The 24,022-nt window shown below is 35.1% G+C and carries 20 protein-coding genes; 14 read left to right on the top strand and 6 right to left on the bottom strand.

The genetic code is table 11. The features are described 5' to 3' along the window. Positions 1-101: 101 nt before the first annotated feature. Positions 102-1,355 (bottom strand): ATP-binding protein, encoded by a 1,254-nt coding sequence (locus M014_RS0107995; protein WP_026591250.1) that lies wholly within the window; start codon positions 1,353-1,355, stop codon positions 102-104. 161 nt (positions 1,356-1,516) lie between these two features. Here M014_RS0107995 and M014_RS0107990 point away from each other — a divergent pair, with 161 nt between their 5' ends. The 3 genes from M014_RS0107990 to M014_RS0107980 all read left to right on the top strand — a co-directional run bounded on the left by M014_RS0107990 (position 1,517) and on the right by M014_RS0107980 (position 6,848). Beyond that, entirely contained in the window at positions 1,517-2,362 is an 846-nt protein-coding gene (locus M014_RS0107990) for a DUF72 domain-containing protein (RefSeq protein WP_026591249.1), read from the top strand. Positions 2,363-2,629: 267 nt separating this feature from the next. Beyond that, the gene (locus tag M014_RS0107985) at positions 2,630-4,690 is read left to right on the top strand and encodes a hypothetical protein (RefSeq protein ID WP_026591248.1); all 2,061 of its coding nucleotides are present in this window, start codon (positions 2,630-2,632) and stop codon (positions 4,688-4,690) included. 196 nt (positions 4,691-4,886) lie between these two features. Then, positions 4,887-6,848 (top strand): beta-propeller fold lactonase family protein, encoded by a 1,962-nt coding sequence (locus M014_RS0107980; protein ID WP_026591247.1) that lies wholly within the window; start codon positions 4,887-4,889, stop codon positions 6,846-6,848. A gap of 12 nt (positions 6,849-6,860) precedes the next feature. Here the strand turns inward: M014_RS0107980 and M014_RS0107975 are convergent, their stop codons facing one another. The 4 genes from M014_RS0107975 to deoD all read right to left on the bottom strand — a co-directional run bounded on the left by M014_RS0107975 (position 6,861) and on the right by deoD (position 10,533). Beyond that, on the bottom strand, positions 6,861-7,055 hold the full coding sequence (locus M014_RS0107975; RefSeq protein ID WP_026591246.1) for a DUF3924 family protein: 195 nt from the start codon (positions 7,053-7,055) through the stop codon (positions 6,861-6,863). A 130-nt stretch (positions 7,056-7,185) separates the two neighbouring features. Continuing rightward, on the bottom strand, positions 7,186-7,716 hold the full coding sequence (locus M014_RS0107970) for a tyrosine-type recombinase/integrase (protein WP_026591245.1): 531 nt from the start codon (positions 7,714-7,716) through the stop codon (positions 7,186-7,188). Positions 7,717-7,823: 107 nt separating this feature from the next. Further along, on the bottom strand, positions 7,824-9,638 hold the full coding sequence (locus tag M014_RS0107965; protein WP_026591244.1) for a sensor histidine kinase: 1,815 nt from the start codon (positions 9,636-9,638) through the stop codon (positions 7,824-7,826). Positions 9,639-9,828: 190 nt separating this feature from the next. Further along, positions 9,829-10,533, bottom strand: a complete 705-nt coding sequence (gene deoD / locus M014_RS0107960) for a purine-nucleoside phosphorylase (protein ID WP_026591243.1) — start codon at positions 10,531-10,533, stop codon at positions 9,829-9,831. Positions 10,534-11,154: 621 nt separating this feature from the next. Here deoD and M014_RS0107955 point away from each other — a divergent pair. Further along, positions 11,155-11,937: a hypothetical protein gene (locus M014_RS0107955; RefSeq protein WP_026591242.1), complete on the top strand. Its 783-nt coding sequence runs from the start codon at positions 11,155-11,157 to the stop codon at positions 11,935-11,937. Positions 11,938-11,942: 5 nt separating this feature from the next. On the opposite strand, the gene mprF is transcribed toward M014_RS0107955, so the two are convergent. Beyond that, positions 11,943-14,525 (bottom strand): bifunctional lysylphosphatidylglycerol flippase/synthetase MprF, encoded by a 2,583-nt coding sequence (gene mprF, locus M014_RS0107950; protein WP_026591241.1) that lies wholly within the window; start codon positions 14,523-14,525, stop codon positions 11,943-11,945. A 217-nt stretch (positions 14,526-14,742) separates the two neighbouring features. On the opposite strand from mprF, the gene M014_RS0107945 reads away from it, so the two are divergent. From M014_RS0107945 to ccsB, 10 genes are all read left to right on the top strand, one after another. After that, positions 14,743-15,132, top strand: a complete 390-nt coding sequence (locus M014_RS0107945) for a hypothetical protein (protein ID WP_026591240.1) — start codon at positions 14,743-14,745, stop codon at positions 15,130-15,132. A gap of 23 nt (positions 15,133-15,155) precedes the next feature. After that, positions 15,156-15,647 (top strand): DUF3907 family protein, encoded by a 492-nt coding sequence (locus M014_RS0107940; protein WP_026591239.1) that lies wholly within the window; start codon positions 15,156-15,158, stop codon positions 15,645-15,647. Between the two features lie 384 nt (positions 15,648-16,031). Next, positions 16,032-16,946, top strand: coding sequence for a superoxide dismutase (locus M014_RS0107935; protein WP_026591238.1), 915 nt, complete (start codon positions 16,032-16,034; stop codon positions 16,944-16,946). Between the two features lie 110 nt (positions 16,947-17,056). Further along, positions 17,057-18,178 (top strand): D-alanyl-D-alanine carboxypeptidase family protein, encoded by a 1,122-nt coding sequence (locus M014_RS0107930; protein ID WP_035414733.1) that lies wholly within the window; start codon positions 17,057-17,059, stop codon positions 18,176-18,178. Beyond that, positions 18,171-18,767 (top strand): spore maturation protein SpmA, encoded by a 597-nt coding sequence (spmA, locus tag M014_RS0107925; RefSeq protein WP_026591236.1) that lies wholly within the window; start codon positions 18,171-18,173, stop codon positions 18,765-18,767. Before M014_RS0107930 ends, spmA begins: the two co-directional genes overlap by 8 nt. Beyond that, a complete protein-coding gene (spmB, locus tag M014_RS0107920) occupies positions 18,764-19,294 on the top strand; it encodes a spore maturation protein SpmB (RefSeq protein WP_026591235.1) in 531 nt (176 codons plus the stop codon). Before spmA ends, spmB begins: the two co-directional genes overlap by 4 nt. Before the next feature lie 287 nt (positions 19,295-19,581). Further along, complete coding sequence (gene rluB, locus M014_RS0107915) at positions 19,582-20,310, top strand: 23S rRNA pseudouridine(2605) synthase RluB (RefSeq protein ID WP_026591234.1); 729 nt, start codon at positions 19,582-19,584, stop codon at positions 20,308-20,310. Positions 20,311-20,482: 172 nt separating this feature from the next. Beyond that, complete coding sequence (gene resA / locus M014_RS0107910; protein ID WP_026591233.1) at positions 20,483-21,004, top strand: thiol-disulfide oxidoreductase ResA; 522 nt, start codon at positions 20,483-20,485, stop codon at positions 21,002-21,004. A 139-nt stretch (positions 21,005-21,143) separates the two neighbouring features. Beyond that, positions 21,144-22,769, top strand: a complete 1,626-nt coding sequence (locus tag M014_RS0107905; RefSeq protein ID WP_026591232.1) for a cytochrome c biogenesis protein ResB — start codon at positions 21,144-21,146, stop codon at positions 22,767-22,769. A 14-nt stretch (positions 22,770-22,783) separates the two neighbouring features. After that, a complete protein-coding gene (ccsB, locus tag M014_RS0107900) occupies positions 22,784-23,941 on the top strand; it encodes a c-type cytochrome biogenesis protein CcsB (protein WP_026591231.1) in 1,158 nt (385 codons plus the stop codon). Positions 23,942-24,022: the final 81 nt, after the last annotated feature.

The following is a 24,022-nucleotide window of genomic DNA, read 5'->3' as shown; positions in this document are numbered from 1 at the left end:
AACTTGGGGCATGTGAAAAAACATAAAATTGTATATTTTGAATATATTTACGTAGTTATATCAGTGGGGCTTTATCCCCACTGATTCTTTTTTAGAAGATGCTATAAGCCCGCTTCTTTTTGTGCCAATGGAATGGAGATGATAAATGTTGTTCCATTTTCATTACTAGAAACTTTTAGAGTTCCATTGTGATTTTGAATGATTTTTTTTGTTACTGATAATCCGAGGCCAGTTCCGGTATCTTTTGTAGAAAAGAATGGATCAAATATATATTCTTGAATGGATGGAGGAATACCAAATCCATTGTCTTGGAAAGTGACGCGAGCAAAATTATCCAAACGATGACTAGTGATTTGAATGGATAAAGGTCTATCACTTTTTGCATCCACAGCATTTTGGAATAAGTTTAGGAAAACTTGAACGAGCTCATATCGATCAATATTTACTAATATGTTTTCTAAATCGGAAGATAAATTATATTCAATAGAAATGTTATGTAAAAATACTTCACTAGCTAGTAGCTGTTGGATATATTCACGTAAAAAAGTATTGATGGGAAATGGTTCTCTTTTAAATTCGTGTGCTTTTGAAATAGATAAAAATTTAGTGATGATACTATTTGCACGATCTAATTCAGGAATGAGCAGATTTTGAAAGAGTTCTTTATTAGAAGGTGAAACACTTTCTTGTAAAAATTGTAAATAACCACGTACTGTTGTAAGTGGATTACGAACTTCGTGTGCAATTCCAGCTGCAATTCGACCAGCTAATGCAAGTTTTTCAGCATCACGCTCGGTATTTAAATAATGAAAAACACTGATAACACGGAAAATTTCTCCATTATAATCACGAATAATGCGATTGTTTATAATACCATAGTTTAAGTCTAATACTTCTTCATTGTAAATTTCTTGCCCGCTGTGTAATGTTTCTAAAGCTTTAATTTTTTCTTCTGGTAAGTTTAATAACTTTTGGATTGGTTCACCAATTATATCATTTCGTAATACGCCAAGATCGTCTGCTGCAGATTGGTTGCATAATGTAATGATACCTTTATTGTCAATGAAAGTGACATGATGTGAAAATGCATCAAATATATGAACAAAGTACTTTTCAAGTTGCTCAAATAGAAATAAGGAATCACAAGTTAGTACAAGATTTGATTCTATATCTTCTTTTGGGATGTGATGAATGAAATGAGAAGTTCCTTTTTTATGTAATTGTAAACCTAGTTGTGAATTTTCGTATGTGAAATGATGGGGTAATTGATTTACCAACTGTTCATAAAACTGCACTTTCTTTTCTAATTCTTTTATTTGATTTTCATGAGATAAAGTAGTATCCTCTTGAATCATAAATAAATAACTCCTCAATTTAAAAATTCTTCCATCTAGTATATCATATTTTTATAAGGATGCTCTTGAGGAAAGCTGAAACTTTTTTATCAGGCTGAACTATTTGTTTTCGTTAATTCAGTATGTATGGATTGACAAAAATAGGATAAGGAGGGATAAGGGTGATTTCTATTGGATTAACAGGATGGGGAGATCACGATTCTTTATATACGGATTCCTATGGAAATAGAAATAAATTGCGAACATATAGTGAGTATTTTCCTATTGTAGAAGTAGATAGTTCGTTCTATGCGATGCAACCAGTTAAGAATTATATGAAATGGGCCGGAGAAACACCAAAAGATTTTTCATTTGTTGTCAAAGCCTATCAGGGGATGACAGGACATATGCAGGGAGAGATTCCATTCTCTAATTTCGATGAGATGTTTGAAATATTTAAACAATCTATTGTTCCGCTTCAAGAGGCACATAAATTAAAGGCGATATTATTTCAATATCCACCTTGGTTTGATTGTCAGAAGAAAAATGTCGATTTACTCCGTTATACAAAAGAAAAAATGGAAGGATTACCGTGTGCTATAGAGTTCCGAAATCAAACATGGTTTAATCCACATATGCATGATAAAACATTACAATTTTTAGAGCAGGAAAAGTGGATCCATACGATTTGTGATGAACCACAAGCTGGAATTGGTTCAGTTCCAATTGTATTAGAAGCGACTCATTCTGAAGTGACATTAATACGCTTTCATGGCCGCAATTTTCATGGATGGCTTGATAAAGGAGAAAATTGGCGAGCTGTGCGCTGTTTGTATCGTTATAATAAAAAAGAGTTAGAAGAATGGGTAGAAAGGTTACAGGTATTGCAGAAAAAGACGAAGAACATATATGTGTTATTTAATAATAATTCCGGCGGGGATGCTGCTGATAATGCAAAACAGCTTATGACGATGATGCACATTACATACGGCGAACCAAAACCGGAACAACTCAATTTATTTGAATAAAATTAAAAAAGAAAAACACTGTACAAACAGGGGGAATGTACAGTGTTTTTCTATATGAAAAAGAGGGGTAACAATGTTACTGAGCGTTTGTTTGATTCATCAATTGTTGGTTTCATAATAAATGATAATGGTTATCATTATCATTGTCAATACTTTTCTTAATGTTTTTTGTGGAAAATTTAAATTTTACAAAAAATTAATTTAATAATATAATGAAAACGTTTATTTGATAATAATTATCAATGTTAATTAAGGGAGCGGGAATGAATGAAAAAGCCATGGAAAGTCATGACGACAGTTGCTGTTGTTTCTTCACTTCTACTATCAGTAGGGTGTGCAGGGAAAAAAGAAGAAACGTCAAAAGAAACAAATACATATCGTATACCAGTAACTGATTATTCGTTTGATACAGCAGCAAATATGTTTGCATATACGGAATTTGAATTGTCTGGGGAACCATTAGCAGAAGGACTTGGATTAGATTTAGACATATTGGATGCACAAAAACGAAATAAACCAACGAAATTTGATTACATGGCTGGAATTGAATCTTATGAGTACTCAGAAGAAGCAATGTATGAGGTTGTTGAGAAATCCGGTCTTGGACTGCATTTACTGCACGCACCAATTGTACAAAAAATGACAAAAGCAGAAAATAAAGATGTTCCTACTTGGTTAGAGAGTCGATTTTATACATTAGCTGATAGTGTAGGGTATCCACGTAAAGAAATATTTACAAATATGTACCCGACATTTATGGAATATGCTGGCGGTGATCCGCATTATACACAAAAGGTGGATACTTCTGTATATGCAGAAAACGATGATAAAACATATGTACCAGCGTACCAAATGGATTTTAAAACATTACGCTGGGATCGTACGAAAATGAATAAAACGTTAACACCAGCAGCGTACGGTTCAACGTTTTTAAAACAAACATTATGGGCTGGGGACTTTTTAGGTGGTTTCCATACATTAGATAAAGATGAAGAGTTAGAGGCAACATCAAGCACACAAGATAAAGATGCAAATATTCGTCTTGGAAAAAGTAGTGCAGATGGTATGCAAGGAGTGATTTTAACAGAAGAAATTTGGAATAAGCTTGCATATATTCGTGATGGATTATTTTATGATGCGAATGCAAAACAATTAACGAGCGGAATTGGAAGTAAATATAATCCAGATAACGGCCTTGTTTATTTACCACATGAGATTAAAGTAAATGAAGAAGAAAAAGGCGGAATTGCAAAAGCTGGCGGATTAGAAGTGAAAGATGCACGCAGTATGCTTCGTGATCAGTGGATGATGTTATGGCCAACAGCAGAATTTTTCGGAATGACGGATCAACGTCCCGATAATAAAAATGTAAATCCAGCCTTCCAAGCGACATTCGATGGTGCGCCATTTGCCAAAGCGGTAGCAGAAAATACAGATCTTGATGTAGTGAATGATGTAAAAGCAGATGACCCATATTCTTTAAATCGTGATGTAATGCTACATGTATTTAAAAATATTGAAGCGATGCACTACAATAAAGAAACAGGAGCATTTGTTGCAGAGCATAGCGGAACAGAGCAAGGAAAACGAATTGATACATTTGATGCAAGTTATATGGTAGAAGCACTTCGTATGTTCCAGCGTGCGATTGATGGAATGCCAGTGGGATATGCCAGTGGTGCAGAGGCACAAGGGTTACAAACAGAAGAAGGAAAACGTGCACTTACTATGATTAAGACACAAGCAGACTTTTTGTTAAAAAATATGAAAACAAAAGATGGTTTCATAGCAAATGGCTATACAATCGGTAAAGGGGTAGATGAGGAACCTGTAACACTAGAAGCACAACTAGGAGCAATTCGTGGGTTAACAGCGGCCTTTCTAGCAACGAAAGATGAAACGTATCGCGTGGAAGCACGTAAACTATATGATTTAGTTGATCGTAAAATGTGGAATAAAGAAGCTCGTGCATATGAAACGAAAAAAGGTGAAATGAAATATACACCATATACAGCTGGTAGCGTATCAGCAGTTTTACGCGTTGCATTACAAAACTTAAGTAACACAGATGCAGATAAAACGAAATATGATTCATTGGAACAAAAAGTAATTACTTCTCGTTATGTTGATTTTTATGAGCAAGTAATCAATGGACCATCATTAAAAGAAGGAATGCAAACAAGTGAATTTTGGGATACTGGAGATGTTTATATAAAAGGAAAGCTTGGAAATGCTGATAAGGATAACGTACCACAAATTCAAGCTGGGCATGGTAAGAATGGTATTGCTCCGGTTCTTGTAAATGTTGAAGTGAAAAAAGAGAAATAAGAAAAACAAGAAAAAGCAATTCATGGTAGTATTAAGACCGAACAAGTGTAGAAACTTGTTCGGTTTTTGTGAAGTAAGGGTGTAGTAAGATGATACATTCATTGATGAGATTTTATAGACTAGTATCCACCAGTTTAATTGTCAATTTTTAAGTGGTAGGAATGTTGTCTAATGAGGGATAAGAAGGAAGGGTCAGATGATGAAGCGCTTGTTTATTGCGGTTGTGTTGCTTCTATGCATTGGGGTGTTTGCGAGTTGCGAAGTGAAAATGTCAGGAAAAGAAGTAAAACGCGACGAAGCTGTTCATAGTAATAATATTATAGTAAGCAAAGATGGAAAATGGATTTATACTGCAAATATTGATGTAAATACTGTAACGGTGACAGATGTAAAAAGTAGAAAAGTAGTATCGGAGATTCCAGTTGGAAAAGAACCGAGACAATTAACAATAAGTCCAGATGAAAAGACATTATATGTTTCTTGTATGTATGATAATAAGATAGATGTTGTATCATTGGAAAAGAAAAAAGTGATTGATCGAATTGTAACAGAAATAGAGCCATTTGGTATTGTTACAAATCCAGATGGGACAAAGTTGTACGTATCAAATTTCCGTTCAGGGAATGTATCAGTTATTGATATTGATAAGAAAAAAACAATTCAAAAGATTCAAATTGGCGACCGTCCACGAACGTTAGCGATGACAAAAGACGGGAAAAAATTGTATGTGCCACATTATTTAGAGGGGAAAATTAGTGTTGTAGATACAGAGAGTAATAAAGTAAAGAAAGTAATTACGCTTGCTCCTTCCCCAGACAAAGAAGACCGTAAAAAGAGTCAAGGGGTTCCAAATACATTAGAGCAATTTGTAATTGCACCAGATGGTAAGACAGCTTGGGTGCCACACATGCTGACGAATACCGATACACCAATTCAATTTGAGGAAACTGTGTTTCCAGCTGTTTCAATTATCGATTTAGAAAAAGATGAAGAAGTTACAAAACAACGTAAGCAATTATTTGAAGCGATGAATGTGAAAGATACAAAGAATGAAACAATGATTGTGTCTAATCCATACGATGTAGTTTTTAATGAAAAAGGGACGAAAGTATTTGTTGTTATGTCAGGTAGTGAAGATCTTGTCATGTTTGATCTAACTCGCGGTGGCAATGCGACACAAATTGTAAGACGCATTCCAGGAAGTAACCCGCGGGGGATTATTTTACTTCCAAAAGAAAACACGTTGGCTGTTCATAATGCAATGAGTCATGACCTGGCATTTCTACAAACAGGTGGCGATGATTCATACGCAAAGGTGAAAGCTGATAAGAAGACAGTTAAATTAATTGAAAAAGATTCTTTACCAAAACTAGTACGCGAAGGGAAAGAAATTTTTTATAGTGCAAATAGTGATAAGTATGCAACAACAATAACCGGAAACAACTGGATGAGTTGTGTGACGTGTCATAGTGATGGAGAAATTAATGGGTTATCATTGATGACACCAAAAGGGAAACGAAATGTACCAAGTAATGTTTTAACTACTCAAACAGGTTTATTTATGTGGGATGGATCACGTGATGATTTCACAGATTATATTCACACTGTACAAGGTGAAATGGGGGGGATGATGGAATTAGATCCAGGAAAAGAGATTCCAAAAGATGCCCAGCATATGTATGATGCGCTGCAGGCATTTTTAGATGATCCTAATTCATTCCCAGTACCAAAGAGCCCGTATCGTCAAGCTGATGGCTCGTTAACTCCTACGGCCAAAGACGGAGAGCAATTGTTTAAAGGAAAGGCAAATTGCTTAACATGCCACGGCGGAGAGAATTTGACCAATAGTACAAAAGCGATAGATGAAAATGGAAAGTTGACAACGAATAATACAAATTTCCTTTATAATATTGGAACTGCGAATGAAACAGATACAGGCTATGAGGGTGACGCACGCGGTGGTTTTCAAAATAAGCGGCAAAAAGGATTTTTTGATCCACCAACACTTCGTGGTGTAGGGGCAACAGCACCATATTTACATGATGGTAGTGCAAAAACAATTGAGGAAGCAGTGGAGAAGCATCAATATGAAGAAAAGCCACAGTTATCTAAACAGGAAGTTCATGCAATTGCAGAATATGTAAAAGCGATTCAATAGAAAAAGAACAGCTTAGCGCTGTTCTTTTTCATTTACATATTGTTGTAAATCAAATGGAGTTATTTCTTGAATAAACTCTCTTGAGATAAGTGATTGAACAAGAGTGCTTTCTGAAATTGTAGCACCTGTTTTCTTTTGATATGCTTGTTTTAATAAGCCGAGTTTTTCTGCTGTTTCTTTTGGTAATTCAATTGTTAGTGTGTTCATAATTTCTCCCCCTTATTACTAGAGTACCACTACGAAATAAGAGAAACAAGAAAAGAGAAAATGAAACATAAAAAAGGTTACCAAGTTTAAAGTTGGCAACCTTTTTTATGTATAAGAACCATGTTTGTTTTTATGCAATACCGATATATTTTAAAGTTTTTGATGGGGTACTGTGATCAAAGAAGTGTTGTAAGAATGCAATATCAACACCAGATTTGTATGCACAATATCCCCAAGTTTTTCGCAGTGTATGTGAGCTAATCCCTTCTAAACCAACTTCTTTTGCAGCTTTGTTTAAAATATACCATGCATGCTGTCTTGTAATGGATTTTGTTCCTTTTTGCGATTTTAATAATGGTTCATTTCGCTTCCATATTTTACGCTCTCTCATATAATCTTCGATTGCATGCTGTAAATCTTCATTTACAGCAAACCATTTATGTTTTTTTACTTTTTCATTGTAAAATAAAATGGAGTGACGAACATTTTCATTTTCATCGATGACATCACCGACTTTTAATTGTAAAATCTCACTTACTTTTAGACCGGAATTTACAGCTAGTACGAATAGTAAGCCATCACGTTTCGAAGATTGTAAAAGTATATTTTTGATTTTTTCTAATTGTGTTTCGTTTTGAATAGGTTGTCCTGCTTGTTTCATTTCACGCACTCTCCTCTGTTATGTGTGTAAAGGAAAGGATTAACTTGTTTATAACTATAAAGGGAGAGTGTGAATTTCATGTGAACTCCTGGTGAAGTTAAGACAAATTATTTGACTTCTTTTATTTTTTGTAAATCAAAATAAAAAACGACGCTATCATTAGTATTATACACACCGTATTCGGCATGATGAAGTTCTAAAATGTTTTTTACGATTGATAGACCAAGTCCAGTTCCTCCAGTATGGCGGCTACGGGAAGCATCTAGACGATAGAAGCGATCCCATATTTTTTCTAAACTTTCATTTGGGATTGGATTACCAGTGTTTTCAATTTCCACTTTTACTTTTTCTTCATTTTCTATGATGCGAATACGAATCTCTTTACCATCAGGTGTATAGCGAATTGCGTTACTGAGTAAATTTACAACAACTTGCTCAATTCGATTGCGATTTGCTTCAACATGTATAGAAGGATTTGCATCAATTTCTACTTGTAAGTGTTTTTCCTCCATACTAAATAATAGCTTTGTATACACTTGGTGAACAAGTTCACCGATTGAAAAAGTATTCATTTCTAGTTTATACGTACCAGATTCTAGCTTTGCTAATTCTAACATTTCGACGATGAGTCGATTCATGTTTTCTGTTTCCTCTAAAATCACATCTGTATAGTAAGTAGTATCTTTGCTGACACCATCTTTAATTCCTTCAGCAAAGCTTCTAATCACACTAAGTGGCGTTTTTAATTCATGAGATACACCAGAAATGAATTCTTTTCTCGTCTTTTCTAATTGACGTTCTCGCTCGATGTCTTGCTGTAATTTTGTATTTGCAACGTTTAATCGATCTATTCGATCTTTTAGGTTTACGGATAACGTATTAATACTACTAGATAAACCAGCGATTTCATCATCCGCTGAAACAGGTAATTTTTCACTGAAATCGAAGTTAGCCATTTTTTTGGTCACTCGATTTATTTTAATAAGCGGTTTGACAATCATCTTTGAATAATAAAAAGATAATAAAATAATAACGAGAAATACGATAATTAATGCATAGACATAATAATCTTTTAAAACAAGCATTGCTTCATTTACAGGTTGTAAGGAGGTCGTTGCAAAAGCAAACTCTTTAATTTTACCGTTTTCCATGACTGGCTTTACAAAAATTTGGCTTTTTCCATTCTCCTCTTCTCCGATTGTAAATGTTGTCAATTCATTGGAATTGGTTTTACCTAGTATTACAGATAACTCCCAATGTTGAATCCCTTGTAATGTCTCTAAATTATTTGCGAGACGAAGGTCGTTTTTAGAAGGAAGATGTATTTTTGATACAATTCCTTCAAATGTATGAATGCCAAGTCTTGTGTCTTTTGCGTATTTGTTTTTCTTAGCGTTTGTCCAATCAATATTGAATAATTTAAAGTCAGAAATGATATTATCATTTTTCCATGAATTATAACGAGTCGTAATCGTAACGGGTATAATTACGTCTTTTTTTAAAATTCCATCTATGAGAATAACATCATTATTTTTTAACTGTAAATTCATAAACTTGGTATATTCATCAATTGTTAAAATATTGTTGAGTGGAATGGAATACGTTTTATTGGATTTATCGACAATCTCAATATAGTAATTATTTTCATCTTTTATAATTCCATTTGGATCTAATAAAACGACATCAGCGTTTGTTTTTTCGTGAAAGTCTTGTTTGAGCTTCCTTATTTCCTCAAATGTCCTGTCACTTTTTTCATAATTTGATAAAAACTTTTCAAAAGCAGTTTGAACGGTTTGAACTTTTTTATTAATATAAAATTTTTCTAAAAACAACGATTGCCCAAGGAAAAAAAGGAGGAAGGTAACAGTAAATAATGTTGATGTTAATAAAAATAGTTTAAAGACAATACTTCTCTTTTTCACTTCTTCACCTCACAAAAGAATACCCGTATAAATATTTTCTTTATTATAACAAACGAAAAAAGAAAGAAGAGACTAAAAATCTGTCTCTCTTTGAAGCAGTTTTTTTTTAAAAGTCATATAAAGTAATTCTTTAATTTAGAAAATGACAAAAAAGAACTCGCCAGACGTATGACAAGTTCTTTTTGCATTATTATTGAATCGCCGCGTCTAAAGCAATTTCAATCATTTCGTTAAATGTAGTTTGACGTTCTTCAGATGTTGTTTCTTCTCCAGTGAAGATGTGGTCACTTACTGTTAATACAGATAATGCATTTACACCGTATTTCGCCGCTAATGTATAAAGTGCAGTTGTTTCCATTTCTACAGCTAATACGCCGTATTCACCAAGTTTTTTTACCATGTCCATGCTCTCACGGTAGAACACATCTGCTGTTAAAACATTACCAACGCGAACGTGTAATCCCTTTTCTGTTCCAGCATCATATGCTTTCTTTAAAAGATCGAAGTTTGCAGCTGGTGCAAAGTCAAATCCAGGGAATGTTAAACGATTCATGTTAGAGTCTGTACAAGCCGTCATTGCAATAATTACGTCGCGAACTTTTACATCTTTTTGAATCGCACCACATGTACCTACGCGAATTAAGTTTTTCACTCCATAGCTTTGGATTAATTCGTTAACATAAATAGAAATAGAAGGTACACCCATGCCTGTTCCTTGAACAGAGACACGTTTCCCTTTGTAAGTTCCCGTGAATCCTAACATACCACGTACATTGTTATAGCAAGTTACATCTTCTAGAAATGTTTCTGCGATATATTTTGCACGTAATGGATCACCAGGTAGTAAAATAGACTCAGCAATTTCACCCTGTGTTGCTTCAATATGAACGCTCATAAAAATCCTCCTTGTTATGTATCGATATAAATCAACATCATTTGCATTATATACTAGGAATTCTATCAAGTGAACTACTCGCCACGCTAATGCGTAAAGTTGGGAGTTTCTCAGTTCCAAGCCGAAAGTAACCTTTTATCTGCTTAAGCGCTACTTTCCGTAGTCTCTACGGTAGATAACTGACGATTGGAGATTCTTTCTGGTGCCTGGAGTATTTCACGAGTAGAAGCGTTCGCTTTTTTTCGCATTTTATTTGTCCACTTAACTGTATATAATCAATTGTCAAAGAACACTTCATAATTAGAGTATAACAATAAAAGATATGCTTTGCTACGTAAAAAGTCAATACATCCTCCGTCTATTTGTTTGGATAATGCACCTTCACATGAGTTACAGAAGAAGACTTTAAGTTTGTTGAAAAATTTTACTTGTTTGTAGTATATAAGATACCCTATTTTGAATAATTGGCTATGTAATTTGCAATTTGGCGATATTTTTCTTCTAATAGGAACTTTATTGTATTTCATAGAGGATTTTTATAAAAAAAATAGAATGAATTTTTTTATAATATTCTGTTCAGAAAGATAGTTGTATGAATTGCGTCACGATTTATAAAATAGTATGGCAGGTGATTATTTGAAAAATCTTGTCATTGGGCTAATTGCTTTACTACTTATTGTAGCTGGTGGATTCTACATGCAAAAGTATAAAGGAACGAAAGAAACAGCAGGAGACATTCGAGAAGTAAAATGGGATATGAAAAATGGAGAGGGAACTGAAAAGGTAGATATTATATTTCAATTGTTTAATAAGAATAACAACGAAATTCGTGGAGTAAATGATCGTATTCGGGCTATTATTGTAGATGAGCAGTTAAAGGGAATTCAGCACATTAAACCTGCATTTGCTGGAAATGGCTCTTATAAGCTATCGGCAAGTGGAGCGAAAGGTAAAGCTTATACGGTTTTCTTATATGAGGATCATAGTAAAACAGAACAGTCCTTTTCTAAGAAAAATTTTGGGGGAGAGGAAAAAGAGAAGAAACAAAAGGATTTAATAGAAGACACAGTACTTACAAAAAAAATTGGTGATTACCAAATGTCACTTTTATTTGAAGCGTTACACCCAAATGAAGCTGCTACACTGACATTTCAGCTGCAAATGAAAAAAGGAGAAAGTGTGAAATTTAGTTCAGGTACTGGAGAAAATGCTGCACTTTATATCGTAGATGAAAAACGTGAACATTTCTTATATGCATTCCCTGTAAATGAAGAAGAGCAGCTGCAATATCGTATTACATTTCCAGAAGAAGGGACATATAAAATGTGGGGCACATTTTATATAAATGGAAAAAAGTATGAAAAGGAATTTATAATAAGAGTTCAGAAACGAAAAAACAGCTAGTATCTCTAGCTGTTTTTTCGTTTTCCTATTAATTTTGTTACGGCAAGCATTGTAATTGGTAAGGAATGATTTTTTCGGAATGCTAAATATTTCCCACTCCAAGTTGGTTTGTATTTCTCTTTAAAATGTCGTAATCCACTAAAGCTATACGTATAACGAACATTATTGAAAATTGCTGCAGCGACACGCTCAGACCAAAAGGATTGTGTAGATAAACCAACATTAGAAAGTGGAGCCATACCAATGTTAAAGGAATGATAATCGTTTTCTTTTGCCCATTGGAATAAATGGATAAAGATTGTATCCATAATCCCTCCAGGTGCATCAGGGTAATAGCGCATTAAATCAACAGAAAGTTTACCAGGTTGGTAAACGGGCATAAACGTTGTAAATGCAATGATTTTTCCCTCAGTATCAGATAAAGTTGCAATAGGGGCACGATTTATATACTCACGATCAAAGTATCCAAGAGAAAAGCCCTTTTCTTTTTTTCCTCCAAGCCAAGCGTCTGAAACTATTTTTAATTCCTCATATAACTCATCTGAAAATGGTGGTTGATGGATGGAAAATGTATAACCTTCCCGTTCAAAACGGTTAAAAGTTGCACGTAATCCAGCACGTTTTTTCCCTGATATAGTAAACGTATTTAAATCAACAACAGCCTCTTCACCAAGTTTAAAGAAGTTATAGCCAAAGTCATGATATAAGCTCATCCATTTGCTTTCAATTTGATAGAAAACGCAAATATATCCGAATCGATCTGCTTCAGCTAAAAATTCTTGTAGTACTATGCGGAATGAAGACGGATTCCCAATTGGATCGCCAAGTACAACAAGTCTTTTCCCTGTTGTTGAAAATAAAAGAAGTGCTTTTCCATCACTACTAAAGAAGAATTGCTTATCTCCTAGAAAACCGAGATGACTTAGTACATTTCCGCCATATTCATCTAAGAAGTTTTGCAAACGTTTAGCGCTTGCTGGTTGCCCAGGAAATACGCTACGGTACCGATTCGCGATAAGAGAAGCGATGAGTAAAAAGGTTGGAACAAAGAAAGCAGCTGCAAGTGCACTTTGCTTTACTTGTGTAATGTTACGAACGACAAAATCAGGTTTGAAAGCTTCTTTTGCTCCTGCAAATAGGATACCTAAATTTTTATATAAGTATAATGTTAGCAGTAAAAATATAAATACTTTTACTACATCAGAAAGTGAAACTTCCATTTTCTCACGCACAAATCTTTTGCGAAGCATATATAATACGGCAAGTACGATTAGTAAAATAAAAGTCTCTTCAATGTCGATTCCTTTTAGCGTATTAAAAATGGCTGCTCCAATTAAAGAAATAATCGTCATATAGTAGGAACGTTTTGTCCCATAATAAATACCTCTTGATAGAATAAGGAGTAGAATTCCAAATGTTAATGATAAGCTAAAAGAAAATTGAATGAGATATTTTGGAGCTAAAATATGTAATGCATGAGCACGATTTACACTCGTCGGTAAAATGGTTGATAAGATAACCATTAAGCCAGCAAAAACTGTTAAAGCTGCGGATGCCCATGAGCCTAGCTTTCCTAAAAAATCACGTTGCAATGTCCAAATGACACCTGTTGTTTCCAGGGCAGGTGCAATAAATGGTTTATCTTCAATCTTTTTTAGAGCAGCTCCAGTCATTTCGAAAGCCGCAAAAATTAAACCGAGGCAAAATGGTAAAATATAGTATACAAGTCGGTATAATAACATGGCAGGTAACAGTACACCTGTATCAATACCGTATTGACCCATCCCAGATAGAAAGACAAGGTCAAATGAACCGAGACCACCTGGTACAAGACTGACCACCCCTGCTAATGCAGCAATAACATAAACACCTAAAAACTTTCGGAAATCAATGTCAATTCCAAATAAAATTAAAATAACATACATGACGATGCCGGCAGAAACCCATTCCATTAACGAAACAAGTGAATATAGAACGGTTGGATTCTTTTCCTTTGTTTCTTCTTGTCCTTCTATGTGTTGCTTTTTTCGATTTTTAATTTTGGAGAACCCAATATAAAGCGGTACAAAAAGAGCAAAAAAGATGAGGACAGGCCATAGCCAAGGTTTTTCATGTAATATAAAGGTTGTATCTAGTATTCCTATAAGACCGAGGAATGAGAGAAGGGATAATCCATTTATAAAAGCAGTTGTCATCCAAGCAATGCTTTTGATAAGTTTACCATTCTCTTTTACGTGAGGGCGATATAACATTGTCCGTATACCCGCTCCAACAAGTCCACCAAAACCGATAAATCCATTCAAGGTGTTAGCAATCCAAGAAACACGGAAGATCTTTTGAACAGGCACATCTGCTTTTAAATAGCGGAGCATAACAAAGTCATAAAAGAACATTGTTGAAACAGCAAATGCACCGAGCGTAATAGCTAAAAAGACTCCTCCAGTCGGAATGTTTTTAATTGTTTCAATAGCTTCTTGAAATGAAATACCTGACAATTCTTTCTTAGCTTGAAAGAATACAATTGTCAAGACAACAAATGGGAAAATGATTTTTCCAATTTGTAAGAAACGTTTCCACGAAAACGACATAAATACAACTCTCCTTGCATAAGAAAACTGAGACAATATTCTTATTATGACAAACTTCATGGAAAATAAAAAGGTAAATTGCAGGATATATAAACTATTTTTTATATAAATATAAAAATATCATATATTTTTTACTAAGAATGAATAATGAATTAAAATTTGTTTGTTCAGAAAAATAAGTTAAAATGAAACAAAATAAGGAAGAGGGGGAAAGTGGATGGTTATTATAGGTTACGCAGGCTATGAGCTAGAAAAAGCACAACCTAATACATCAGAAGATTTCTTTAATCGATCTGAAGTAACGTATATTTTGGGTGAACAAGAAAAAACATTTTCTGTCTTATATGTGCGTTATTTTGAAGAAATTTTGCAAGAAATTACTCCGTTTGAAGGAAATCCAGTTTTTAAAATAGAAGAACAAGACATATATTTACGTGATATCGTTGCTTTAGCTTGCTTTATTAAGAATAAAGAACTTCGTGGACAAAAGCGTGTATATATTAATGGAATAGAGGAGTTTCAAAAATATTTTGATGATGAAACAGTGGTAAAAGTACAAGACATAATGATTCAGTTACATAAAAATAAAAAAGTAGAAATAGCGTAAAATGGCAAAGGAGAGAAAAGGATATGTCTAATTCAATGGTTGAAAATCAAACGCATCAAGTTTCTGAATTTTTAGAAGAAGTTGTTGATTTAATGACGGATTTTGTTAATTATCATACATTACCTTCTTTATTAGAAGAGTCACCAGAAGGGAATAAACATTATTATGAAGGTTTATTATCATCATTAAGACGACTCCTTGTATTTTGTGAAGAAGGCTTGGATGCGTGTCTTGTTTTATTGAGTAGTCAACCATTTCGAAAAATGGCTGCCGAGAAAACATTATATAAAATTTATCATCAAGTAATTGCTGAATTCTTTTCACCAAAAAGTGATCAGTGGTATGAAAATAGTCGGTCGGCATATACAGGGAAAAATTCCATTGCATTTCAACAAATACCACCTCGCTCAATCGAAAAGGTAATGCAAGAATTAGAAAGTAAGTTCCAAACAATGCGTGAGGAGCTGGAATATTACGAAACGGACTATCAAACAAAGATGTTACACAAGTATTAGTATAAGATTGGAAGGAAATTATTTTCATTAGGTGGGAGAGAGGATTTGGCCATGGATAGAGGCGGTCAGATCCTTTTTTAGCCTTATCCGAAGTGAGAACAAAAGAAGAACATCAGTAGGGCTTTCTTTTTATCTACATAGCAGTGATTTGCAGGTACAAAGCATTTCTGAATTGACGAACTGATAGAAAATTATTTTTTAGATGGGGGTTGGGCTGAACGTAAACATTCGATTGGTGAGGGTTGATTAAAGTTTCAATTTACATAAGTATTAGAGAATGCTAAAAGAAGCTAGCGAAAGACTAGCTTCTTTTACTTTTTTGTAGGGTATATACAATGCGGACGCTGAATATAGTTAAAGTGGATAGCGTTGAGGGGGTGTCGTATGAATCAGCAAGGGGTATTTACGGATTACTTTTATGAAGTAGAAAGTTGGTGTGAAAGTGTGTTACATGTATTAGATAGTCGTGCAACTGAAGTGTATGACGTCCATATGCTTGCTTATAAAATTCAAACGCTGCTAGATCGTATGAAAGAAAATGAGTATGAAACAGATGCTGAATTACTGTATGAGATAAGTGATGATGTGGAACATATTCAAAATCATTTACAAGAAGTATTTATGCAAGAAAGTGAACAATATGAATTGCATGAAAGAACGTATGCTGAACGATCTGTTCCAATAGGGGGTCACACGCTTCCGCCACTACCCTATCCATACAATGCACTAGAACCATATATTTCTCGAGAAATTATGATGTTACATCATGATAAACATCATCGGAGTTATGTGGAAGGGCTGAATAAAGCGGAAAAAATGATGGAAGAAGCAAGGAAAACAAACCAATTTGATTTAATAAAGCATTGGGAAAGAGAAGCGGCTTTTCACGGTTCAGGCCATTATTTACACACGATATTTTGGAATAACATGAAAAAAGATGGGGGTGGAGGTCCAAGAGGGGCATTATCTCGAGAAATCGAGAATAATTTTGGAAGCTTTTTACGTTTTCAGAAGCACTTTACAGAAGCTGCATCGAAGGTAGAAGGATCTGGGTGGGCTATTCTTGTATGGGTTCCTCGTGCGGGAAGGTTAGAAATTCTACAAAGTACCCTTCATCAATTATTCACACAGTGGGATACAATACCGTTACTTGTGCTTGATGTATGGGAACACGCATATTACTTGCAGTACCAAAATCGAAAAGATGAGTACATTAAAAATTGGTGGAATGTTGTAAATTGGCCGGATGTGGAAAAGCGCTATGAAAGTGCAAAACAGCTTGAGTGGACACCGTATTAGACGCATATTTGTGCGTCTTTTTTTGCTGGTAAAAAAGAATATTTCGTTCATATTTTAAAGGGCCAAGCATACACTTGTACAAAAAGTGTCAAAAGGACGTGGTGGGGAATATGAGACGAATTTGGATTGTAATTGCACTTGTTTTAATGGGTGCAAGTATTATACCGGTTCATACATATGCACAAATGAATGATGTAAGCGCCCATAATGCCGTATTGATGGAAGAACATTCAGGACGTGTTTTATATGGAAAGCTAGAACATGAACCACAAAAGATTGCTAGCATTACAAAAATTATGACTGCCTTACTTGCTGCTGAATCAGGAAGAATGAAAGAGGCTGTACCTATTAGCGATAAGGCTGTTCGAGTAGAGGGTTCGGCCATTTATTTAAAACCTGGAAATAAAGTACCGTTAGAGGATTTAGTGTATGGCCTAATGCTTCGTTCAGGTAATGATGCGGCACAAGCAATTGCTGAAAATGTTGGAGGGAGTATAGAAGGATTTGTTTATTTGATGAATGAAAAAGCGGAACAAATCGGAATGAAAGATACACATTTTTCAAATCCACATGGTTTAGATGGGGACGGTACGCACTTTTCATCTGCATATGATATGGCCCTTTTAACACGTTATGCAATGGGAAATGAAACGTTTCGGAAAATTTTCGGAACAAAAACATATCAATCGAAAGCATGGGATTATCCATGGAAAAACAAGCATAAACTTGTAACTTCTTATTATGAATTTGCAACAGGAGGAAAGACGGGATTTACAAAGAAAGCTGGTCGTACACTTGTTACAACAGCTTCGAAAGATGGTTTAGACTTAATTGTAGTGACGCTTAATGCATCTAATGATTGGGACGACCATATGTCGTTATTTAATCAAGGATTTGAACAGTATGAGTCAACGAAAGTTCTAGGAAAAGGGGCGCTTCCTGGACTACAGGAAAAGAAATATATAAATCATGTTTATATAAAAAATGATTTCTCAGTGCCGCTAAGGAAAGAGGAGAAGAAGCAAGTTAGGCTAGAGCTTGAACTTGATAGAAATGCAACATTAGTAGATGGAGAAAAAGTGGGTAAGACAATTGTGTATATTAATGAAGAGAAAGTAGGAGAGCGTAACTTATTTTATAGCAAGCGCAAGTTGGTTGCTACAACCGGAGTATATTGGAATGACGTGAGAGAAATCTTTTCTCATATGTTAGGTGTTGGAACAGATGGTTAACATCGTATGGGTAGCAATGGCGGTTATTGGGATCGTATATGCGATGGTGAACGGTACGATGGAGGAAGTAAATAAAGCGGTCTTTGAAGGGGCGAAAGATGCGGTAACAATTTGTATTGGGCTGATTAGTGTTTTAGTCTTTTGGCTAGGTTTAATGAAGATTGCTGAAGAGGCTGGCTTATTAAAGAAATTGGTTTCGTTTTTTATGCCAGTTGTAAAGAGACTATTTCCAGAAATACCAAAGGATCATCCCTCGATGGGATTTATTTTATCAAATATGATGGCAAACTTTTTTGGACTAGGAAATGCAGCGACACCACTTGGTATTAAGGCTATGGAACAGCTCAAGGAATTAAATGGAGGAAAGGATTCTGCAAGCCGTTCTATGGTAACGTTTCTGGCGTTAAATACATCTGCCATTACATTAATCCCAACTACTGTAATTTCAATTCGGATGACGTATGAATCGGCAAACCCGACAGAAATTGTTGGGGTTACGTTTATCGCACAAGTATTATCGATGATTGGAGCGATTTGGATTGACCGCTATTTTTACCGAAGACGGAGTAGAAAGGGGCGGAAAAAGTGAGCGTTGTGAATACAATTTCATTATGGGTGATTCCGTGTGTTATTGGTTTTATTTTATTATATGGAACGATAAAAAAAGTTCCAACGTACGAATCGTTTGTAGAAGGTGGAAAAGAAGGGATTCAAATTGCTGTCTCTATTCTACCATTTATGGTAGGAATGCTTGTATCTATTTCTATTTTTAGATCATCAGGTGCACTAGATGCGATGATATCAGTAATGAAGCCGATGTTAGATATGATTCGTGTACCAGCAGAAATTGTCCCGCTCGCACTTATACGCCCGATTTCTGGGTCGGCCGGTTTAAGTATTACGACAGATTTAATCGCTACATATGGACCGGATTCATTTATTGGAAGGTTAGCGTCTACGATGCAGGGTAGCACAGATACAACATTTTATATTTTAACGGTATATTTCGGCGCTGTTGGAATTCGTAAAATGGGAGATGCATTAAAGGTTGGATTATTTGCAGATTTAATAGGTATCATTTGTTCAATCGTATTTGTTTCCCTATTGTTTCGTTAAACCTATTCATTTTTTGCTTTCATTCGCTTATAATACGTATACGACCACTATTAAGGTGTAGCTTAATAGTGGTTTTTTTGTGGGGTGTTTTTGACAAAATAATGAACTTTTGTTGTAAGCAGTGAGTAGCAGGTAAACAATAATAAAGGATAAAAGTAGCATTTGACCTTTAAAAGTTTGCACTATAGCTATGTGGTTTACGGTGGAAGAGGAAAAACGCTGTAAACCTTAGGCGGTTGCCAACTCTTTCTAATGAAGGTAAGATAAATTTGAGGTGAATTAAGGAAATGGAACGATTACAAAAAGTGATTGCGCAAGCTGGAATTGCGTCAAGAAGAAAAGCTGAAGAACTTATTCAGCAAGGAAAAGTGAAAGTTAACGGTAAAGTAGTGTCTGAGTTAGGAACGAAGGTAACTCCTCAAGATAAAGTAGAAGTAAATAATATCCCTCTTGAAAAAGAAGAACCAATTTATTTCTTACTATATAAACCAACGGGTGTTATTTCGAGTGTATCAGATGACAAAGGAAGAAAAGTTGTCACAGACTTTTTCCCTGAAATTACGCAACGTCTATTCCCAATTGGTCGTTTAGATTATGATACGTCTGGCGTACTCCTTATGACAAACGATGGAGAGTTTGCAAATATATTAATGCATCCGAAATATAAAGTTGAGAAAACATACGTTGCGAAGGTGAAAGGTCCATTAACAGGAGAGAAAATTCGCATGTTAGAAAAAGGTGTTGTATTAGAAGATGGAAAGACAGCGCCAGCACGTGTGAAAATCCTTTCTTGGGATAAACGTAAAGAGATGGCAATTGTGCAATTAACAATCCATGAAGGACGTAATCGTCAAGTTCGTCGCATGTTTGAAGCGCTTGGCTGTAAAGTAATGAAATTAAAACGTGAACGTTATGCTTTCTTAGAAGCAGGAAGCCTACGCCCAGGTGATGCAAGAGAGCTATCACCTCATGAAGTGAAACAATTACGTGCGCTTGCCTCTACAAAACCGAGATAAGCGATAAAGTGAAACTCCCATCCGTGGGGTACTTTATATCCCTCGGATGGTTAATTAAATCGCCCGTTTTGGTGAGTGGTTATGGCAACATAAATACTAAAGTGAACGAAGGACAAGTCATTAGTTACAGAAATTGTTTACATATAAATTCATCAAAGAGAGGAGAGAGAGTATGAAGAAGAATCGCTTAATATTCCGTATTTTCATTTTGCTTATTTTGAGCGTGGCAGTAGGATTTACACTCTATCAAGGTTTTTTTGTTGATAAGGAAAAAATGCAAATTGGGAAACAAGCGCCTAACTTTGTTGTTTCAGATTTAGAAGGAAAGAAAATCGAGTTACATGATCTAAAGGGAAAAGGTGTGTTTTTAAACTTTTGGGGAACATGGTGCAAACCGTGTGAAAAAGAGATGCCTTATATGAATGAGTTATACCCTAAATATAAAGAAAAGGGCGTTGAAATCATTGCATTAGATGCCGATGAAACGAATATTGCAGTGAAAAATTTTGTGAATCAATATGGATTAAAGTTCCCTGTTGCAATTGATAAAGGGCAAGAAATAATCGGTACATATGGCGTTGGGCCACTCCCGACAACATTTTTAATTGATAAAGAAGGAAATGTAATCGAGAAAATTACTGGTACGCAAACGAAGGAGCAAATGGAGGAATACTTAAAGAAAATTACTCCTTAATAAAGAAAGTTTTTATATAATGTGATAGTAAGTTTGATAGATGAAGGTGCTTTGCTTCGTCTTAGTGCCTGTTTTGAAAATTCTGAGTATTGAGGTAACTTGTGCTTTGACGGTACAATAGAAACAAGAGGCGGTGAGGATGTTGGAACAAATTAAGTGTGAATGTGGGCACGTAAATCCAATAGGCACAATTTTTTGTGAAGCTTGTGGGAAACCTTTTGAAAACAAAGAAGGTACAAGATTATTAGATATGCGATATGAGGGGAGTGCTAGGCGCTCTATTACTCATACAAAAACGATAGTCGATAAAGTTTGGAGTTTTTTTTCTTCTGTCAAAGTAGGGGTATGGCTCATTGTTATCACTCTGTTAGCATCAGCAGTTGGAACTATATTTCCACAAGAAATGTACATACCTCCGGGTGTTACGCCGAGTGAATATTATGAACAGGAATATGGTTTTCTAGGACAACTATATTACCAATTAGGCTTTAATAAGTTATATAGCTCATGGTGGTATATGATTTTAATTGCTTCAATTGGTGTATCACTTGTGATATGTAGTCTAGATCGAGTAATTCCACTTTATAAAGCTTTAAAAAAGCAGGGAGTAAAAAGACACCCAAGTTTTTTAAAGAGACAAAGGTTGTATGGGACAGGTTCTCCGAAAGAGGGGGATCTAGAACAGCTTCAAACTAATTTAAAGAAGAGAAATTATAATGTAAGAGTCGAAGGCGAAAATATTTTAGCGGAAAAAGGAAGATTTTCTCGTTGGGGTCCATATGTGAATCATATTGGTCTTATTATTTTTTTATTTGGAGCAATGCTACGATTTCTTCCAAGTATGTATGTGGATGAATCGCTATGGCTACGTGATGGAGAAACAAAAGAAATACCAGGAACAGATGGGAAATATTATTTGAAGAATGAAAAGTTTATAAAAGAGGTTTATGACAAAGGTAAAGATGATAAAGTATTCAATGATGCAATTGATCGTGTAGGCGATAAAATGATTGCTAAAAACTATCAAACAAATGCCGTATTATATAAAACGGTAGGAGAAAATGTTGCAGGGCAGAAACCAAAGTTAGAAAAGGTAAAAGAAAGTGAAATTAGAGTAAATGAACCACTCAAATTTGATCAGTTTGCTATATACCAACTTGATTTTAAAGAGAATGAGTTTAGTAGCATGTCGTTTACTCTGCAGAAAAAAGATAATAATCAAAAGCGGGGACCTATTAAAGTTAACTTAGAAAACCCAAAAGAAACCTATGATTTAGGGGATGGATATTCTATAAAATTATTAAGTTATTTTCCTGATTTTTATTTTGATGAGAATGGTCAGCCAAATACAAAAACAAAGATTCCAAACAACCCAGCTTTCGTTTTTAAAATGTTTACACCAGAGACGCCAGAAGGAGAAGTGAGTTTTGTAGGTATACAACAAAATATAGAACCTGAAGGAAATAATCAATATAAAATGACCTTTGCAGGAGTAGAAATGCGAAATGCAACAGGGCTTATCGTAAGAAAAGATTTGACACTGTGGATTCTTGGTGTTGGCGGATTTATCTTCATGATTGGTGTGATTCAAGGAATGTATTGGAATCATCGTCGTATCTGGATACAACGTGTTAAAGATGAATGGTGGATTGCTGGCCACACAAATAAAAATTGGTTTGGCTTGCGGAAAGATATTGAAAAAGTACTTGAAGGAACAACAATTCCACAACCATACGACAAAGTAAATGATCAAAAAATTAGTTAAGGTGGGGAGAATATATGGTGCAAATAAGTAGTAATTTCCTATTTGCTGCTTTCATCTTGTATTTAATTGCAACACTGTTCTTCGGGGGAGCAATTAAAGAAAAAGGCCGGAAGTGGGCGAGTATAGGTATAACGATAACAATTTTAGGATTTGCCGCTCAGATTGTATACTTTGTAACGAGATGGATCGCTTCAGGGCATGCGCCAGTAAGTAATTTCTTTGAGTTTGGTACATTCTTCGGCATGATGCTTGTTGGTGCTTTTATTGTTATGTATTTCATGTACCGTGTAAGTATAGTGGGATTATTCGCTTTACCAGTGGCACTTTTATTAATCGCATATGCAAGTATGTTTCCGAGAGAAATTTCACCGCTTATTCCGTCGTTGAAAAGTAACTGGCTACATATTCATGTAACAACAGCGGCAGCTGGACAAGCTATTTTAGCAATTAGTTTTATTACAGGTGTCATGTATCTGCTTAAAAATGTAGATCAGTCAAAAAGGACTAAACGAACATTTTGGCTAGAAACAGTTGTGTTTACGCTCGTTTGTACTGTCGGGTTCATAGCGATAACAACAGTTTATTCGGCAACGAAATATGAAGCGACGTTTCAATGGGTGGATAAAAATGAACAAAAGGCCGAGATGAAATATAACCTTCCTGCGCTTGTTGGACCTCATGAAGGGAAGTTAATAACTACCGGAAAACTTGAACCTATTGCAGAAATGCCAGCTATCATTAATGCAAAGAAATTAAATACAGTAATCTGGTCACTACTTATTGGGACGGGATTATATATTGTATTAAGATTAATTTTACGAAAAAGAGTATCAGCTGCCCTTCAGCCAGTGGTTAAAAATGTTAACAGTGATTTGCTTGATGAAATTGGATACCGATCTATTGCAATTGGATTCCCAGTCTTTACGTTAGGAGCCTTAATTTTTGCGATGATTTGGGCGCAAATTGCATGGACGCGCTTTTGGGGATGGGATCCAAAAGAGGTATGGGCACTCATTACATGGCTCTTTTACGCTGCTGTTTTACATTTACGGTTATCTAAAGGTTGGCATGGCGAAAAGTCGGCATGGCTTGCAGTAATTGGATTTGCTATTATCATGTTTAACTTTATAGCCGTGAATTTAATCATTGCTGGTTTACACTCATATGCGTAAGGTATTATCTCTATTTTAGAAGAGACATACTGTTTAGTTGCACATGATAAAATAGGAAAGTGGTTGTCACTTTCCTATTTT

This window comes from Bacillus sp. UNC437CL72CviS29, from assembly GCF_000482345.1.
Taxonomy (GTDB): Bacteria; Bacillota; Bacilli; order Bacillales; family Bacillaceae_G; genus Bacillus_A; species Bacillus_A arachidis.
This window is presented reverse-complemented; position numbering and strand designations above follow the sequence as displayed.